The organism is Rhizosphaericola mali, from assembly GCF_004337365.2.
GTDB classification, from domain to species: Bacteria; Bacteroidota; Bacteroidia; order Chitinophagales; family Chitinophagaceae; genus Rhizosphaericola; species Rhizosphaericola mali.
Genome location: NZ_CP044016.1, coordinates 4,078,020 through 4,095,602, shown reverse-complemented (window position 1 = coordinate 4,095,602; position 17,583 = coordinate 4,078,020). Strand labels below are relative to the sequence as shown.

Annotated in this window: 18 protein-coding genes; 7 read left to right on the top strand and 11 right to left on the bottom strand. The window is 31.9% G+C overall.

Translation table 11 applies throughout. The features are described from left to right. Positions 1-14: 14 nt before the first annotated feature. From E0W69_RS17535 to E0W69_RS17515, 5 genes are all read right to left on the bottom strand, one after another. Positions 15-356 carry a Rieske (2Fe-2S) protein gene (locus E0W69_RS17535; RefSeq protein WP_131331359.1) on the bottom strand — a complete coding sequence of 114 codons (342 nt, stop codon included), beginning with the start codon at positions 354-356 and terminating at the stop codon, positions 15-17. Further along, complete coding sequence (gene hflX / locus E0W69_RS17530) at positions 356-1,543, bottom strand: GTPase HflX (protein WP_131331358.1); 1,188 nt, start codon at positions 1,541-1,543, stop codon at positions 356-358. Before hflX ends, E0W69_RS17535 begins: the two co-directional genes overlap by 1 nt. Positions 1,544-1,628: 85 nt before the next feature. Beyond that, positions 1,629-2,450, bottom strand: coding sequence for an outer membrane beta-barrel protein (locus tag E0W69_RS17525; protein WP_131331357.1), 822 nt, complete (start codon positions 2,448-2,450; stop codon positions 1,629-1,631). Between the two features lie 145 nt (positions 2,451-2,595). Beyond that, a complete protein-coding gene (nadD, locus tag E0W69_RS17520) occupies positions 2,596-3,189 on the bottom strand; it encodes a nicotinate (nicotinamide) nucleotide adenylyltransferase (protein WP_131331356.1) in 594 nt (197 codons plus the stop codon). Between the two features lie 8 nt (positions 3,190-3,197). Then, positions 3,198-3,449 (bottom strand): FeoA family protein, encoded by a 252-nt coding sequence (locus tag E0W69_RS17515; RefSeq protein ID WP_131331355.1) that lies wholly within the window; start codon positions 3,447-3,449, stop codon positions 3,198-3,200. Between the two features lie 104 nt (positions 3,450-3,553). Between E0W69_RS17515 and ybeY the strand changes: the two genes are divergently transcribed. The 3 genes from ybeY (at position 3,554) to E0W69_RS17500 (ending at position 6,941) form a co-directional block, all read left to right on the top strand. After that, on the top strand, positions 3,554-3,985 hold the full coding sequence (ybeY, locus tag E0W69_RS17510; protein ID WP_131331354.1) for an rRNA maturation RNase YbeY: 432 nt from the start codon (positions 3,554-3,556) through the stop codon (positions 3,983-3,985). 140 nt (positions 3,986-4,125) lie between these two features. Then, positions 4,126-5,994 (top strand): tRNA uridine-5-carboxymethylaminomethyl(34) synthesis enzyme MnmG, encoded by a 1,869-nt coding sequence (gene mnmG / locus E0W69_RS17505; protein WP_131331353.1) that lies wholly within the window; start codon positions 4,126-4,128, stop codon positions 5,992-5,994. A gap of 125 nt (positions 5,995-6,119) precedes the next feature. Beyond that, complete coding sequence (locus E0W69_RS17500) at positions 6,120-6,941, top strand: carboxypeptidase-like regulatory domain-containing protein (protein WP_131331352.1); 822 nt, start codon at positions 6,120-6,122, stop codon at positions 6,939-6,941. A 19-nt stretch (positions 6,942-6,960) separates the two neighbouring features. On the opposite strand, the gene nadA is transcribed toward E0W69_RS17500, so the two are convergent. The 3 genes from nadA to E0W69_RS17485 form a co-directional block, all read right to left on the bottom strand. Further along, positions 6,961-7,968, bottom strand: a complete 1,008-nt coding sequence (gene nadA / locus E0W69_RS17495; protein ID WP_131331351.1) for a quinolinate synthase NadA — start codon at positions 7,966-7,968, stop codon at positions 6,961-6,963. A 444-nt stretch (positions 7,969-8,412) separates the two neighbouring features. Beyond that, the gene (locus E0W69_RS17490) at positions 8,413-8,784 is read right to left on the bottom strand and encodes a hypothetical protein (protein ID WP_131331350.1); all 372 of its coding nucleotides are present in this window, start codon (positions 8,782-8,784) and stop codon (positions 8,413-8,415) included. Between the two features lie 24 nt (positions 8,785-8,808). Beyond that, the gene (locus tag E0W69_RS17485; RefSeq protein WP_131331349.1) at positions 8,809-9,972 is read right to left on the bottom strand and encodes a BamA/TamA family outer membrane protein; all 1,164 of its coding nucleotides are present in this window, start codon (positions 9,970-9,972) and stop codon (positions 8,809-8,811) included. 130 nt (positions 9,973-10,102) lie between these two features. Between E0W69_RS17485 and pheT the strand changes: the two genes are divergently transcribed. From pheT to E0W69_RS17465, 4 genes are read left to right on the top strand one after another with little or no spacing between them, the layout of a single operon-like run. Further along, positions 10,103-12,520 (top strand): phenylalanine--tRNA ligase subunit beta, encoded by a 2,418-nt coding sequence (pheT, locus tag E0W69_RS17480; RefSeq protein WP_131331348.1) that lies wholly within the window; start codon positions 10,103-10,105, stop codon positions 12,518-12,520. Between the two features lie 20 nt (positions 12,521-12,540). Next, a complete protein-coding gene (locus E0W69_RS17475; RefSeq protein ID WP_131331347.1) occupies positions 12,541-12,825 on the top strand; it encodes a hypothetical protein in 285 nt (94 codons plus the stop codon). An 18-nt stretch (positions 12,826-12,843) separates the two neighbouring features. After that, entirely contained in the window at positions 12,844-13,737 is an 894-nt protein-coding gene (gene fabD, locus E0W69_RS17470) for an ACP S-malonyltransferase (protein ID WP_131331346.1), read from the top strand. A gap of 57 nt (positions 13,738-13,794) precedes the next feature. Continuing rightward, entirely contained in the window at positions 13,795-14,496 is a 702-nt protein-coding gene (locus E0W69_RS17465) for a cell division ATP-binding protein FtsE (protein WP_131331345.1), read from the top strand. Positions 14,497-14,542: 46 nt separating this feature from the next. Here E0W69_RS17465 and E0W69_RS17460 read toward each other — a convergent pair whose 3' ends face one another. Genes E0W69_RS17460 through E0W69_RS17450 form a run of 3 tightly spaced genes read right to left on the bottom strand, consistent with a single transcriptional unit; the run spans position 14,543 to position 17,539 of the window. Then, on the bottom strand, positions 14,543-15,436 hold the full coding sequence (locus E0W69_RS17460; protein ID WP_131331344.1) for a glycosyltransferase family 2 protein: 894 nt from the start codon (positions 15,434-15,436) through the stop codon (positions 14,543-14,545). Between the two features lie 4 nt (positions 15,437-15,440). Then, positions 15,441-16,454, bottom strand: coding sequence for a Gfo/Idh/MocA family protein (locus E0W69_RS17455; protein WP_131331343.1), 1,014 nt, complete (start codon positions 16,452-16,454; stop codon positions 15,441-15,443). Further along, positions 16,451-17,539, bottom strand: a complete 1,089-nt coding sequence (locus E0W69_RS17450) for a glycosyltransferase (RefSeq protein WP_225321305.1) — start codon at positions 17,537-17,539, stop codon at positions 16,451-16,453. The genes E0W69_RS17455 and E0W69_RS17450 overlap by 4 nt, the downstream gene beginning before the upstream one ends. Between the last annotated feature and the right edge of the window lie 44 nt (positions 17,540-17,583).

Below are 17,583 nucleotides of genomic sequence, written 5' to 3'. Positions count from 1 at the left end.
TTAAAAAAAGAGAATCAAATTTGATTCTCTTTTTTTATGCCTACAAACCAAATACTATTTTCTAATTTGGTAGGATATACTTTTAGTCGATAACCCTCTCCTGTCACGTTTAAACCGTTTGTGAGTTTAAATTTGAATTTATGTAAAGGACAAACTAGACAATTATTTTTATCTAAAAATCCTTCAGAAAATTTAGCTCCAGAATGTGGACATTTCGATTGAAATGCATATAATCTATTGTTATTAAACACAATAGATATTACATTATTATTTAATTTTATATTTTTAATAACATTTTCGTCGAATATACTGTCAGAAACCTTCAACCATTCCAATTCGGATTCCATATATTTCATTAAAAATAATGCGTTTTATAGGGATATCTAACTTTGTATAAATCTTTTACCTTATTTAAAATTTTATCTCTTAAATGGTCTATATTTTCCCTTTCTACAGCTGATATGAATATACTATTACCCTCAGTGATATTCTCCCATTTTTGATACAGTTCCTGCTTTAATTGAGACTTTACATCGTCAGACAACCATTGATCAAAATATCTATCTGCATAGAGATCCATCTTATTAAAAACAGTAATAATAGGCTTATCAAAAGCTTTTAAATCTTGTAAAGTCTTATTTACCACGGCGATCTGCTCTTCGTGCTGAGGATGGGAAATATCGACAACATGAAGCAATATATCTGCCTCTCTCACTTCATCCAAAGTACTTTTAAAACTTTCCACCAAATGGTGCGGTAATTTTCGTATAAATCCCACTGTATCGCTCAAAAGAAATGGAGTTGTTTCAAATACTAATTTTCTAGTAGTTGTATCCAAAGTTGCAAACAATTTATTCTCAGAAAATACATCACTCTTACTCAGTAAATTCATAATTGTACTTTTCCCCACATTAGTATATCCAACTAAGGAAACTCTTATAAATTCACCCCGCTCCTTTCTTTGTGTAAAAGCTTGCTTATCAATTTCTTTTAATTTACCGCGGAGAAATGAAATCTTATCCTTAACGATACGACGATCCGTTTCTATTTCTGTTTCTCCTGGACCACGAGAACCAATGCCACCGCCTTGTCTTTCCAAGTGTGTCCACATACCTCTCAATTTTGGTAATATATATTGGTATTGAGCCAGCTCCACTTGTACTCTGGCTTGTGCAGTTCTAGCTCTACTTGCGAAAATATCAAGGATTAAGTCACTTCTATCAATAACTCTAACTTGCAATTCTTTGGATATATTATTTAGTTGTGCACCAGTTAATTCATCGTCAAATATGACTAAATCAATTTCTTTTGATTTTACATAATCTTTGATTTCTAATAGTTTTCCACTTCCTACAAAAGTTCTACTATCTGGTCTCTCCATTTTTTGGTAAAATCTTTTCACTGCAGTTGCTCCAGCAGTTTCAGCAAGAAAGGCCAATTCATCCAAAAATTCATTCATTTGCTCTTCGCGTTGCCCTTGCTGCATTAAACCAACTAATACAGCCTGCTCCTCTAATTTTATTTTTGACTTTTTATCTATCAATCTGAACTATTTTAAAAATTAAAATAGACAATATTGTTTTTAACAACATTGTCTATTTATATAAATTTAAGAAATTTTATTCAATTTACAAACCACTTACTGCAAAACCAATTGAATATGGACGTAAAGTCGGTCCAGCAGCTGATTTAAACATACTTAAAACAGAATAATTTCCGAATATGGAAAAAGCTCCAAATCCTACTCTAGCAGTTCCAGATAACATAGTGGAATTAAAAAATCTAGAATTTCTTTGTTTTTCAACATATCCAGTACCGTATAAGGAAGCTCCAGAACTGTTAATTTCATTTTTTCCCTTAGAATATGCACTCATCAAATACCCAGCTTTAATTCCGATAGCAAATTTAAAACCCTTTTGAGGTTGTTCAATATTTTTAGCATATCTAAATTCAACTGGAATTTCTATATAATTCAATACCAATTTAAATTTATTGAATTTTTTCGTTGTACTAAAATCAACACTATTAGTAGATGTAGCAAGATCTATATACTTATTACTAAAAAACAAATTGGTACTCATTAATCCTAATCCGTAACCTACACTTAGATGTGGGTTGGTTCTAATTGGCTTATCAAACATCATTTCAATTTCAAATTGTCTAGAAAATCCATGAGTTGAAGTAGTATCATTTGTACCAGAAAGACCAGCAATACCAAAACCAATAATTAAATGATCATGTGGTCTTTTAGAAAGATCAAATTTAGAAAACCTATTTGGTTTAGGTTTTTCATTTTCTTTATCCTGAATTTGACGTTCTTGAGCACTTTCTTTCAAAGCTTCATTTACTATCGTTGCAGAATCCGGATTATTGTCTTGAGCATGGACAGTTTTGGCAGTAAAAACTGTAACAAATAAGGAAGTAATAATTACTAAAAACGATTTTTTCATTCGGGGAAGAATTCTATTTTTTATTTATGCGTTAAATTCTCGTACAATATCTTAAATAAAATCTAAGAAAAAAGTTAAAAAATTACAATTTAATATTAGGCAAATGTAATTAATTAGCCCTTTAAATACAGAATAATCAACATCTTTATTTTTCTAGGTTTATTCTTTCAAAATATCCATTTTTTTCAATCTCCTTTATAACATTATCTGGTGTTAAATATTGGATAGATTGTTTATGAATAATACAAGAACGGATATAGGTTGCTGATATATTTAACAGAGGCACTTCTGTTAAAAAGGTAATATTCTCTCTTACAGCTTTTAGATTTAATTCAAATCCAGGTCGAGCATATACGATAATATCATTCTGAGATAGAAGTAATTCACTATTTTTCCATTTACCTATATTCTGATAACTATCCCCTCCTACTATAATCGTAAATTTATTATTAGGGTATTTTTCTCTTAGATAAGTAATTGAATCGATCGTATAGGAAGGTTTTGGTAGCTTAAATTCAATATCAGAGGTTTTAAATCTATTATTATCAGCAATAGCAATTTCTACTAAATTTAATCTATCATATTCATTCAATAAGGTTTTGGAAGGTTTAAAAGGATTCTGTGGAGAAACCACAAACCATATTTGATCCAAATCTGAGTTATTTAAAACGTGCTGTGCAATTATTAGATGGCCATTATGAATAGGATTAAATGAACCGAAATATAAACCAATTTTCATTTCAATCTTTATTTCTTATTTAAAACAACATCAGACTCTACCAATTCTACCAATATATCATCTGCCTCAGACAATCTCAAACTTAGATTATAACCAACAACTATAATAGAAATTGGATCACCTAAAGGTGCAATTTGTTCTAACTTAACCAATTCTCCTGGAACACAACCCATTTCCATTAATTTAATAAAAGTCTCATCATTACAAAATTCCTTTATTACTGCTATTTGACCTACTTTTAATTCTGATAGCTTCTTCATATAACTTATTAATAATGAACACCAAAGATACCTAAATACTTATTTAAAATTTTGTTATTCCTCCGGATTTACGAATTTTGACACTATTAAAACAATCATCACTCATGCAAAAAGTATTCTTCCATTACGCTGACCGTAATCTATCTATAAAAGAAAAGAAATCTATACATCAATCCATTGAATATATATTTCAAAATGAAAATAAACCACTTGAAAGAATAGATTATATATTTTGTTCAGATGATTATTTACTTGAAATAAATAAAACCTATTTACAACACGACTTCTATACAGATATAGTAACATTTGACTTAAGTAATGAAGATAGCAAGGAAACAATAGGCGAAATATATATTAGTATTGATAGAATCATCGATAACGCCAAAAAATTACATCAACCATTATTTAATGAGAAATTACGTGTTATATTTCACGGTGCATTACACTTATGTGGTTATTTAGATAAAAAAGAAGTAGATGAGAAACTTATGCGTCTAAAAGAAGACTTTTATATACAATACCATCTAAATAAGTAAAATGTTCCACGTGGAACATTTTACTTATTTTAAAATTCATTTCAAGGGTTAATTATTTTATGTTCCACGTGGAACATAAAATAATTAACCCTTTCTTTAAATAACAATAGTAACTTTGCACCCATAAATTAAGTTATACAATGTTTGCAGAATACGATGTAATTGTAGCAGGAGCAGGACATGCAGGATGTGAGGCAGCGGCAGCGGCAGCTAATTTAGGAGATAAGGTTTTATTAATTACAATGAATCTCCAAGTATTAGCACAGATGAGTTGTAATCCTGCGATGGGTGGAATTGCAAAAGGTCAGATAGTAAGAGAAATAGATGCATTGGGTGGATATAGCGGAATTGTAACAGATAAAAGTCTATTACAATTTAGAATGCTTAATAGAAGTAAAGGTCCGGCAATGTGGAGCCCAAGAGCACAAAGTGATAGAATGTTATTCGCAGCTACATGGAGAGAAATGCTAGAACAAACTCCCAATCTAGATTTTTATCAAGATATGGTAACTGAAATAATCATAGAAAATGGAAAAGCATGCGGTGTAAAGACAAGTCTTGGTCATGAGATTAGATCCAAATCTGTGGTTATTACAAGTGGCACATTTCTAAATGGAGTTATTCATATAGGTGAAAAACAATTGAAAGGTGGTAGAATAGCTGAGAAAGGTGCTACTGGTATAACCGAACAATTAGTTGCCTATGGTATGGAAAGCGATCGTTTAAAAACAGGTACACCTCCAAGAGTAGATGGCAGAAGTTTAAATTATGATCTAATGGAAGAGCAAAAAGGAGATGAATACATTTCAGGTTTCTCTTACATGGATGTAAAAAAAATCAATGCAGAACAACAAAGAAGTTGCCATATTACTTATACCAATACCAATGTACATGAAATACTTAAAACCGGATTTGATAGAAGTCCAATGTACACAGGAAGAATTGAAGGCGTAGGTCCGAGATATTGTCCAAGTATTGAAGATAAAATAAATCGATTTGCTGATAAGGATAGACATCAAATATTTGTAGAACCAGAAGGTTTTCATACTTGCGAGATTTATGTAAATGGTTTTTCTACTTCACTTCCTGAAGATGTACAGATTAAAGCATTACGTCAAATAAAAGGATTTGAAAATGCAAAGATCTTTCGTCCAGGTTATGCAATTGAATATGACTTCTTCCCTCCTACACAATTGAAACTTACATTGGAAACTAAATTAATTTCTAATTTATTTTTTGCAGGACAGATCAATGGCACCACTGGATATGAAGAAGCTGCTTGTCAAGGTTTAATGGCAGGAATCAATGCACACCAAAAGATACATGAAAACGATCCATTTATCCTAAAAAGAAATGAAGCTTATATCGGTGTATTGATTGATGATCTAGTAAATAAAGGAACCAAAGAACCATATCGTATGTTTACAAGCCGTGCAGAATATAGGACACTTTTGAGACAAGATAATGCAGACCTCCGTTTGACTCCTAAGAGTTTTGAGTTAGGTTTAGCGAAAGAAGATAGAATGAAAAAAGTAGAAAAGAAAAATCAAGATGTACAACAGATCATATATGCAATGAAAGAAACAAATGTACTTCCTGATGAAATCAATCCTTATTTAACAGATATTTCTTCCGCTTCTATTACAGAAAAGCAAAGAGCAGCTAAGATATTGTTGCGACCTGATGTAGCTATACAACCTATTTTAGAGTCCGTAAAAGTACTCAAAGAAGAAACTGCACAATATAATTCTGAAACTATTGAACAAGCAGAAATTCAAATCAAATATGAAAAATATATTGAAAAAGAAGAAGAATTAGTTATAAGAATGAGTCAAATGGAAAATCTTAAAATACCAGAAAATTTCAATTATGAAAATATTCCAGCATTAAGAAAAGAATCCATGCTCAAACTAAATCAAATCAAACCTGCAACACTTGGACAAGCTAGTAGAATAAGCGGTGTCAACCCAAGTGACATCCAAATATTAATGGTCTACATGGGAAGATAATTATTTTATAAAACAAATTGTTATTAAAAGATTAAACTATAATTATAGTTTAATCTTTTAAACATTTTTTATCAACAAAGATCAAAATAGTAATGTAATATTACAATTTTAAAACAGTGCTTACATTGAATTATAAATTAAACCTGAATCAACTTATATTAATTCCTGTAGTCTTTTTGTCTAGCATAATGATTGCCAAAGCTCAAAGAGGAACAGCAATTGCAGGTACTGTGTATGACGAGACGCATTACAAACCTATACCAAATGTAAAAGTGGAAACAAATTCTGGTCATGTTACTTACACTGATTCAGTAGGTAATTATATAATTACATTACTTCCAAAAGATAGCCTTTGGTTTAATTATAAAGGTAGAAACACCTTAAAATACGCATCCAGTATAGTTAAATATACATATCAATTCAATGTAAGTCTAAAAGCAACTTCTCCTCTTCCTGATGATAAACATTGGTTATCTCCTGTGACTGTTCAAGCAAATAGTTATAGATTAGATTCTATAAGAAATAGGCAAGAATATGCTAAAATATTTAATCCAGATAAAGGTGGATTCAGATTATCTCAAGCTGCACCTGGTACATTTGGTGTAGGCGTAGATGTTGATGCATTAATCAATTCATTCAAATTTGCATACAACAAAAGACAAGAAATGTACCGCAGAAGAATTATTGAGGACGAACAATATAACTATGTAAGTCATAGATTTACGATTTCCTTAGTAAGACAATTGACAAATCTAAGTGATACAGACAGACAGATATACATGAAAGAATATAGACCCAATTATTTTTCACTCATATATATGAATGATCTACAATTAGGTCAATACATAGAAAATACAAGTAAAAAATACTTAGAACAAAAAAATAGAATTTATAATGATCCATTTAATGAAAATGGCTCAGATCAAACAATAGATTTTAATTCATAAAGTATTTTACTACAATTCATTATTTAATTAATCCTGCTTTTCTGCTTATTTCAAGCATCCGATCAATTGGTTTTTTAGCCTCTATACGCAATTGTTCGTCCATAAGTAATTCAGGTTGTTCATACTTCATGCATAAATATAGCTTCTCGAGCGTATTAAGCTTCATATGAGGACAATCGTTACATGCGCAGCCATTATTAGGTGGTGCAGGAATAAAGGTCTTATTTGGGTTATCCTTCATCATTTGATGTAAAATACCAGTCTCCGTGACAACAATATATTCTCGTGCATCATCCTTTTTTGCAAAATTCAAAATACCTGTTGTACTTCCAACATAATCTGCTACATCCAAAACAGCTTGTTCGCATTCAGGATGTGCCAATACTTTTGCCTTTGGATGCTGCGTTTTAAGGCGCAAAATCTTCTCCAAACTAAAAATCTCATGAACCATACAGGATCCGTTCCAAAGAACCATATTGCGGCCCGTAACCTTATTTACATAAGCACCTAGATTTTTGTCCGGTGCAAATATGATAGGTTGATCCATTGGGATACTTTCAATGATCTTTTCCACATTACCACTTGTACAGATAATATCACTCAATGCTTTGATTTCAGCTGTACAATTCACATAAGAAACAACGATATGATCAGGGTACTTTGCTTTGAAAGCTCTAAAAGCATCTGCAGGGGCGCTATCTGCAAGCGAGCAACCAGCATTCAAATCAGGCAGCAACACTTTCTTAGTTGGATTTAAGATCTTGGCAGTTTCCGCCATGAAATGTACACCAGCAAATACAATCATATCTGCATCTGTCTGTGCAGCCTGTTGTGCAAGCCCCAAACTATCCCCAATATAATCTGCTACATCTTGTATATCCGCATCTTGATAATAATGTGCTAACAAAACTGCATTCTTTTCCTTTTTCAATTTTTGAATTTCTTCAAACAGATCCAAAGTTGGATCTATGGCTACATCCAAATATCCTTTTTCTTCAATCTTTTCCAACGCTATATCAATGTTCATATCTACCGTAATATTTATATTATTTCTTTATTTATATAAAAACCTTATTACTATTAGGAGTGTGGATTTCGGGATAACTTGATTATCCACAATGATGGAAGTTAATTACTTTGAGTTTATCCACATTTATTAACAATTACACGCAATATCATTTACAATATAAAATTAGCAATTTCAGAGCGTTATTCACAAATTTTAATACACAGGCTAATTTCTGTGGGTTAATTTAATATTAACAAAAATTGACTGTGAATTAACAATGGATAATTCGTGTTGAAATTGTTGACTTTGGTATTTGCAAGGAATTTCATCGTACTTATTCTATTTTTCTTCACAATAATTTTTGAAAATATTGGGGTTTTGCACCATCAAAGTGAGTTATTAACATATTTATGTTAAAAAGCATGTTTTTAACGAAAAGACGATGATAGTTTACCCACATTTTTAAATGTTATTTTTAATAATCGCCATTTTACTAAAAAAATCGAAAGGAAAATTTTTGGGAAATATCTCCTGAAAAGACTGCATATGTTGATAAACCTGTTGAAATTGTGCTTTTGCTTCCACTTCTTTGCCTTGTTTCTGTAAAATATTGGCTTTTGCAAATGCTAAATCAATCTGTGCCTTCACCATTTGATCGTCTACTAACAATATTTGCCCGGATTTTTGAGCAAGTTGATCCAAAATAGATGTGTCTTCGACATTTTCCACCATTTTCAATGCTTCACCTGGATCATCCATGATCTTATTATTGATTTGTTGTACTTTATCCACAAGAATGGCTAGATTCTTTGTAAGTATATCTCTTTTTAACATAATTATTTGAATATCAATTATTTATTAAAATGCTTCCCCGAAGGAGAAATAAAAACCGCCTTGTCTACTTTCGCCTGCTACTCTTTGTCCAACACCATAATCAATACGGACACTCATATTTTTGTCCAAATCAAAAAAGTAACGTAGTCCACCGCCATAATTAGGTTTAATATTTCCTGTACTTAATTTACTTTGCCCATATACGGTTCCTAAACCTGCAAATGCTACTACACCAAATCTAGGAACAAACCGATATCTTAATTCTGATTGGGCTGCGGCAAAAGCCTTATCACGATAACGTCCATTGTAATAACCACGCATAATTTCGTCATTACCCATTGTGGATAACAGGTAAAACGGTGCATTGTTTCTTGTAAGTGTACTATAATTTCCATTTAATCCTAACACTAACTTGGGAGTGAAACTATGGAAATATCTATAGTCGAAATCTATAAGTGCGCCACGATAATTATCTTTTCCAAATAGATTAGGTGCCCAGTTGACATCCAGATTGATATATTGCCCTTTGGTGGTATAAGTATTAGTATTTCTGGTATCTATAAGATTTTCTATACCTAAAGTCAATATCTTACCACCATTTTTTCCTACAAGATTTTGTGTAGGATATATTCCTCCTGTATTATTATCATGCGCTTTATAGTCGTAATTTTCAAAATCAATAATACCACCTATATAATAATGTCCGGTTACTTTTTTGTCTACACTAAAAAAAGCGCGAAATCTTTTTTCATCCAAAAGCGTACGATCAGATTTTAAAGTATTGGCACCTATACCATAATAATAGAAAGGAAAATCTCGGTAACGAATTTCAGATACTACGTGTAGATCATTATTTTTTGTCCAAATATCTGCTCTTAATTTGCCAGTATACTGACTATTTTGGGTAAATGAACCGCTTGCACTTAAGGTGCTAATACGATTCATCGAATCATTTCTATCCGTATAAAATGAATATAAACCCATTAATCCCAATTCTGTTCTAGTCTCTTGTGCATAAGAAAATATTGGAAGTGGCATGAAAGTGGGCTTTCTGCTGCTGTCCCTTTCATTGGTCAAATATTTATGCAATATTTTTTTTGCCAATTTAATCTGCGCATTCGACTGTGTCACGATACCTATATATATAAAAGAAAAGCAAAATAATTTACGGCTAAAATTCTTCAACATAAAACTTAAAATTGGCTGCAAAAATACTCATTACCTTAATTAGATACCTTATAATTATCCTGTGCATCTTTTTTCTTAATTTCGCAGCCACTTTACCAATATAAAAACTGGTATTAAATAAATAAAAGAGATGACAATTTCCTACAGCTGGTTAAATGATTATTTACCAGAAAAAATTGAAGAAGAGCAATTATCTAAAATACTTACTTCTATTGGCTTGGAAGTAGAAGCAATGGAATCTTTTGAAAGTCTTAAAGGTGGCTTGGAAGGATTGGTTGTTGGAGAGGTTTTGACATGTGTAGATCATGAAAATTCGGATCATTTGCATGTGACAACAGTTAATATTGGCAAGGAAGAACCTGTACAAGTTGTATGCGGTGCTACCAATGTAGCTGCTGGTCAAAAAATTATCTTGGCAACTGTCGGCGCAACTATTTATCCATTGGAAGGAGATCCATTGACCATGAAAAAAGCAAAAATTCGTGGCGTGGAAAGTTTTGGTATGATATGCGCTCAAGATGAGATTGGTTTAGGAAATAATCATGATGGTATTATGGTTTTGCCTAATGATGTCAAACCAGGAACGCCAGCATCTGAATATTTTAATATTTTCACAGATACAATTTATGAGATTGGTTTGACTGCCAATCGTATGGATGCGATGAGTCACATCGGTGTCGCGAGAGATGTTTGCGCTTATTTGAGTCATCATCAAGGAAAAGAAATTCATTGTATTACACCTTCTATTGCGGATTTTAAGACAGGAGAAAATACTTTACCTGTAAAAGTGACTATTGAAAATACGGAAGATTGCCAACGTTATGCAGGTATTTCACTTAGTAACATTACGGTAAAAGAATCTCCAGAATGGTTACAAAATAGATTGAAAGCAGTGGGTATCCGACCTATTAATAATGTGGTAGATATTACTAATTTCATATTGGAAGAATATGGTCAACCATTGCATTCTTTTGATTTGGATAAAATTGAAGGTCACGAGATCATCGTTAAAAATCTACCGGAAGGAACTAAATTCATCACTTTAGATGAGAAAGAAAGAACTTTAAAAGCACATGATCTAATGATCTGTGATCAAAAAGGTGGATTATGTATCGCGGGTGTATTCGGTGGTTTGCATAGTGGGATTACGGACGGAACGAAAAATGTATTTTTAGAAAGTGCTTTTTTCAAACCTACAACCATACGTAAAACTTCTGTTGAGCACAATCTACGTACGGCTGCTGCGACACATTTTGAAAAGGGCGTGGATATTTCCAATACGGTGAACGTATTGAAACGCGCAGTTTTATTATTGCAAGAGTTGGCTGGAGCAGTTGTTAGTTCGGATATTGTGGACATTTACCCAAATCCAAAAGAAAAACAACAAGTTACATTAGAATACAACTATTTGAAAGTATTGAGTGGTAAATATTACGCTCCGCAAATGGTAACGCGTATTTTAAATGTATTAGGATTTGACATATTGAGTGAAACGGAAGAGGCAGTAACTATGACGGTTCCATTTAACAAACCAGATATTAGTTTGCCTGCGGATATCGTCGAAGAAATCATCCGAATTGATGGTTTGGATAATATAGGTATTCCAGCTTCTATTCACATCACTCCTTCCGTAGATCTATTGGTGGGCAAATTAGATATTCAAGAAAAAGTCGCTAATTACCTTTCTGGTGAAGGCTTCAACGAGATCTTGACCAATTCTATTACCAATAGTCAATACTATAACGACGAAACATTGGAACATTCAGTAAAAATGTTGAATAGTTTGAGTGCTGATTTGGATGTGATGCGTCCTTCCATGTTAGAAACGGGTTTGGAAGTGATTGCCTACAATTCTAAAAGAAAAATGAGCAATCTTCGCTTATTTGAATTGGGAAAATCTTACTATAAAAAAGAAGTCGGCAATTACATCGAGACCGAGCATATTGCTATATACATTTCTGGTAAAACCCAAGAAGATGATTGGATTTCCAAAGGTCAAGCGATGGATTTCTTCTATGCAAAAGGGATTGTAAATGCGATTGCAACTTTGAATGGTATTCAAAAAATCTCTTACAAAAGACTAGAAAATGATTACGGTCTTTCTTTTGAAATGAATAAAAAGAAAGTCGGCACGATTACACGTGTTAGCAGTAAGAAATTGAAAGACTTTGATATCAAAGCGCCTGTATATTTTATCGATATTTTACTAGAACCATTGGTTCAAATTGTAGAAAGTCAAAAAATTACTTATACTGAAATTCCAAAATTCCCATCTGTTTCTAGAGATTTGGCAATGGTTTTGGATAGTAGTGTAAGTTTTGATGCCATTGAATCCGTTATCAAAAAATCTAATTTGAATAAATTAGAAAATATCCGCTTGTTTGACATTTTTGAAAATGAAAAAATAGGTAAGGATAAAAAATCCATCGCGATTAATTTCTCTTTCCAAGATCAGGAAAAAACCTTGACAGATGCGGAGATTGATAAAATGATCCAACATTTAATCAAAGGTTTTGAAAAAGAATTAGGCGCAGAAATCAGAAAATAATTCATCATTTATCCCCATTTATGTCTACAGATACGCAAATAGAAATTATTGAGGAAAAGCTCCAAGCTTTGCTGACGAGATACAAGCGTTTGCAAAAGGAAAATACCAATTTGAAAGAAGAATTACACGAAACTTCTACACAATTGGCTTTGCATAAAAAGGAAAATGAAAAATTGAAACAACAAATTGATGTTGCTAATATCGGTGCCAACAATTGGTCAGAAACTGAAAAAAGCAATTTGAATAAAAGAATCGATTCTTATTTAAAAGAAATAGAAAAATGTCTAGAGTATCTAAACTCTTAGGACGAAAATAAAAGAACAATGAGTAAAAAAGCATACGTATTTCCTGGCCAAGGAAGTCAGTTCACAGGTATGGGACAAGCGTTGTATGACAACAATGCGATTGCAAAAGAGCTATTTGAAAAAGCAAATGAAATTTTAGGTTTTCGTATCAGTGATATCATGTTTACAGGTACTGCTGAGGACTTGAAACAAACTAAGGTTACACAACCTGCGGTGTTTTTACATTCTGTAATTGCTTATTTAACTTTGGAAAATCCACAACCTGACATGGTTGCAGGACATTCTTTGGGTGAATTTTCTGCGTTGGTGGCTAATAAGGTTTTGACTTTTGAAGATGCTTTGAAATTGGTAAGTATCCGTGCAACTGCTATGCAAAAAGCATGTGAATTGCAACCATCAACTATGGCCGCAGTTTTAGCTTTAGCGGATGATAAAGTAGAAGAAATCTGTAAAGAAATAGAAAAAGAATCCGGGGAAATCGTAGTTGCTGCCAACTATAATTGTCCTGGTCAATTGGTCATAAGCGGTAGTGCGAAAGGTATCGAAATAGCTTGTGAAAAAATGAAAGCAGCGGGTGCAAAACGTGCTTTGCCTTTACCAGTGGGCGGTGCATTCCACTCTCCATTGATGAATCCAGCGAAAGAAGAATTGGCTGAAGCCATTCACAAAGCAACATTCTCCACTCCTATCGCACCAATTTATCAAAATGTAGTAGCAAAAGCGGTGACTGATCCACAGGAAATTAAAGAAAATCTTATCGCACAATTGACAGGTGCAGTTAGATGGACACAAAGTGTGGAAGCGATGATTCAAGATGGAGCTACGCATTTCGTAGAAGTAGGTCCTGGAAAAGTATTGCAAGGTTTAGTTGCTAAAATCAATAAAGAAGTTACGATAGAAGGAATTAACTAATTTTATCCAAATAAGTCTCGAGTTACGAGTATATTTGAATAACCAATGTGACATAATATGGCAGAACAAGTAATATCCGTTAAGAACACTAATATATATCAAGGTGCAAACTTGGTACTACAGAATGTAAATTTTACCATTGAAGCAGGAGAGTTTGTGTATTTGGTGGGAAAAACAGGAACTGGAAAAAGTAGTTTGCTCAAAACTTTATATGGTGAGTTGCCTTTAAAAGAGGGTGACGTACAAGTTGCAGGTTTTGATATTAGTACGTTAGATTGGAAAACAGTTCCTTTTCTACGTAGAAAATTAGGCGTTATTTTTCAGGATTTTAATTTGTTGACAGACCGAAATGTCTATGAAAATTTAAAATTCGTACTTCGTGCGACAGGTTGGAAAGACAAGGGGTTGATGGATGATAAGATCAATGATGTTTTGGAAAAAGTAGGTTTGAAAAGTAAGAGTTTCAAAATGCCTTTTGAAATGTCTGGAGGAGAGCAACAACGTGTGGATATTGCACGTGCATTGTTAAATTCACCAAAATTGATTTTGGCAGATGAACCTACGGGAAATTTGGATCCTGGTACAAGTAATGAAATCATGCAGTTGTTGACGTCTATTAGCAAGGATTCACAAACGGCAATAGTTATGGCAACACATGATTTTATGGTGATTGAAAATTTTCCTTCTCGTATCTTGAAAACAGAAAAAGGAGCTATTATGGATAGCAATGTTGCAGAAGTAGTAGCGGAGAAGTTATAGTTGAATACATATTTAAAAAAATAGGAATGTTGAATTTTCAACATTCCTATTTTTTTTGGTGTAGCCCTTCGTACATAAAATAAAAAACTAAAAGATGAATGAGCTTATTTCGAAAAGGTAATTTGGATATAAGTTTTTCTTTCGAGGATAATTTATAAAAAGAAATAATTTTTAAAAAAGAAAAGAGAAATTTACCCGAACTAGAATTTAGAAAATTATAGTTAAATACATCTGTATTATTGGGATGTTTTTGTATCAAATATGGAAGATTGGTTTCTGCAAAACTTCGCCTTTCTTCTAATGCATTCAATAATTTTTTACCCAGTGTTCCACTTGTTATAGCTAAATGATTAGTGATCGTCTTACTATAGGAAAATTTTTCATGGATAGAAAATGCTAGTTCATTATCCTCGCCACCATAGCTTTTAAAATTTTCATCGAAACCTCCACATTTGGAAAAATATAGTTTGGGCATCGCTGCATTGCCTGTTTCCAAGTATTTATAATTAATAGTAGTATCATGTTCATATAATCCTTTGCCACGACTCATTGCATATTGTGTCCAAACATTTTGCCTATCACTGTAATTTAATTTACCTAGAGAAATAAAACCATTTGTTACATATTTCAAATGAGCTTCTAAAAATTCAGGATATGGAATTAAGTCAGAATCTAAAAAAGCAATGTTGTCACTAACTAAAAAAGGCAATGCTAAATTACGTGTTGCTGCACGTCCATGATTTTTAAAATCTTTATGTTCTAATACAGAAAATTTGAAATTATAACTAGCATGGTAAAGATATTGCTGAGTACCGTCCGTACTACCATCAACACATACCCACACTATAAAATCATTTATAGTTTGTTTTTCAAGCCCAGAAAGACATTTTTTTAGTTCTTCCAGATTGTTATAGGTTGGTATGATAATGTCGAATAACATATAGTTATGGTTGTACGATATTGTACATGTTTTCTATTATATTTACAACATGCATTCCGTCCAATGCATCGGACATAATCGTTTCTTTCGCTAGTAGTACATTTATAACGTTATTAATAACTTTATCGTGATTATTAGCACTACCTTTATAATTTCCATAGTCATTGGCAGATATTTTTTCAAGTTTTGGATATAAAATATTTTTATCTTGTAAGTTTAAATATTCTATAGTATTACAATATTGGCCTCCTATTTTAAGAGAACCGAATTCTGCAATAATGGTAAAACTGCTTTCCATATTTTCGTTAAATGAACAAGTAGAATAATTAAAATTTATTATACTTCCTTTTTTTGATGTCATTATAAATGATCCACTGTCTTCTATATTTATATAAGCGTGATTATAGTTTTTTATAGTTCCATAGTTATAAATTTCAATATCTCCATGCAAATAGTAAAGTAAGTCTACAAAATGGCTGAATTGCGTATATAAGACGCCTCCATCTTTATCTTTTATTCCACGCCAATTACTTGTACTATAATATTTCTCATTTCTATTCCAAAAACAATTTACATGAATTTGATATATTTTACCTAAATGATTATTTGAAATTAATTCTTTTACAAATTGGATAGTACTTGAAAATCTGTTTTGCATTACGGTAAAAATTTGCTTCTGTTTCGCGTTAGCAAGTGCTATTAAACTATCACAATCTGTTTTTTTTAATGCCATAGGTTTTTCTATGACTACATGTTTATTTCTATTTAATGCTAATATAGCATGTTCATAGTGTAAATAATTGGGAGTACAGATGCATAGAATATCTATTTCTATTATGTCTAACATATTGGTTAGATTATTAAAGAATAGAATATTTGGATGGTGAATTTTCCCCTTTTTTCTTTCATCTATATCACAAACAGCAATTAATCGAGCATTTTGGTTATTTATTATGTGCTCGTAATGCTTGGATCCTATATTTCCGAAGCCTATAATTGCAAATCTTAATTCGCTCATTTTGAATCCATATTTTTATAAAAATCGATAAGTATAGTAGATTCCTTTTCCCAGTTTAATTCTTTTTTACTATTACTACAATTTTCTTTTAACTCCTTGTAAAGTTCAATATTATTAGATAGTTTATTTAGACTATTAGTTAATGTATTTATCTCAATATTATCAATCAAATAAGCAAAATTATATTGATCATTTATAGTCCTATATTCTGGATAACCAATACATATCTGTGGAATTTCTGCCATCATGTAATCGAAAAATTTATTCGCTAAAGAATAGTACAAACTTAGTCCGGTATTTTCTACAATCATAATACCTGCAAAAGCTTTAATAGTTGCCTCATTCAAAGCTTCGGGAGCAATATTACCCATAAAAAAGACTTTATTTTCTAAACCCAAATTTTTGACAATATATTTAGCTTTAGTTTCAAAATTTCCTTTTCCATATATACGCAATGGTTTATTTACATATTGCATTGCTGGTATTAATGTTTCAAATCCTCTTCCTTCATTTAAAGCTCCTTGATAAATAATATAATCTTCTTTTTCTACTTTTTCTAATGCATAAAATTTGGGAAGATTTCTGACAACTTTATATTCAACTTTATACTTTTGATAGAAAAAATGGGAAAGTGATTGATTGACCGTATATCCTTTGGGAAATCTAGGGACTGCAAATTTTTCTATAGTTAACCACACTCGATGTACCAAAGGACGCGTAACGATTTCCTTTTGTTCAGTAAAATATTCATGTGCGTCGTATACCCGTTTTGTATTTTTGAAAATAGAAACAAAGTAAACGGGTAAAATAGTATCCAAATCTATAGCACAATAAACATCGGTTCTAATAGACATTAAATAGAAAAACAAACGGATATTGTACTCTCCATAAAATAGAAATCCCTTATTGAAAAAACAATGCAGTCTTTTCTGTTTAAAAATCTGTGGAGAGAGTTGAGGAGATTTTTTGTTTTCACGACCAATTAGAAGTACATCATAGCCATTATCTTGTAATGTGCCACAGATGCGTTGCATTCTCTGGTCAAAATTCAATTCATTGGTGACTGTAAAAACTAATTTTTTCAAATACTTTTTCTTAAGGGGAAATTACCTTTCTATTAAACGGATTC